Source organism: Leptolyngbya sp. CCY15150, assembly GCF_016888135.1.
Taxonomy (GTDB): Bacteria; Cyanobacteriota; Cyanobacteriia; order RECH01; family RECH01; genus RECH01.
The window spans coordinates 1-637 of record NZ_JACSWB010000090.1; the positions used below are offsets into that span (position 1 = coordinate 1).

Annotated in this window: 1 protein-coding gene; it reads left to right on the forward strand. The window is 54.8% G+C overall.

Annotated elements, in window-relative coordinates; all coding sequences use genetic code 11:
- Positions 1 to 525, forward strand: a 525-nt coding sequence (locus tag JUJ53_RS00690) for a calcium-binding protein (RefSeq protein WP_343327866.1), incomplete at its 5' end; no start/stop codon positions are given.
- Between the last annotated feature and the right edge of the window lie 112 nt (positions 526 to 637).

Below are 637 nucleotides of genomic sequence, written 5' to 3' on the forward strand. Positions count from 1 at the left end.
ATTGGCGGCGACGGGAATGACACTCTCAATGGCGGCACCGGGGACGATCGTCTCTTGGGGGGAACCGGAAATGACATCCTCATTGGTGGCGATGGAAGCGATCGCCTCTTAGGACAAGTCGGCAACGATCGCCTCTTGGGGGGAGATGGTGACGATATCTTAGTCGGCGGCCCAGGAAGCGATCGCCTTGATGGTGGAGCCGGTAACGACTCACTTCAAGGAGGCAGTGACCGCGATACCTTAATCGGCGGCACAGGCAACGATCGCATCGATGGCGGCACCGGTAACGACCTCATTACCACCGGGCAAGGGCTTGACCTAATTGTCATTCGCCAAAACGATGGCTTCGATCGCGTTACCGATTTCCAAAACGGACGCGATCGCATCGACATCGTCGGCCTTCGGTTCGGACAACTCTCTATCGTCCAACAGCGTGATGATGTGCTGATCAAGGTGGGTGCTACCAACCTATTGCGATTGGACAACACCAACGCTGCCGCCATAACTCGGGCGGATTTTGTGTAAGTTATCTCCTTTTTGAGCGATCGCCCTTACTTCAGGGCGATCGTAGATGGCCTTTACTTGCCCAAGATCTTGGGTAGACCGATTGAAGAGGTTATACCCAATCCAAGGTTGT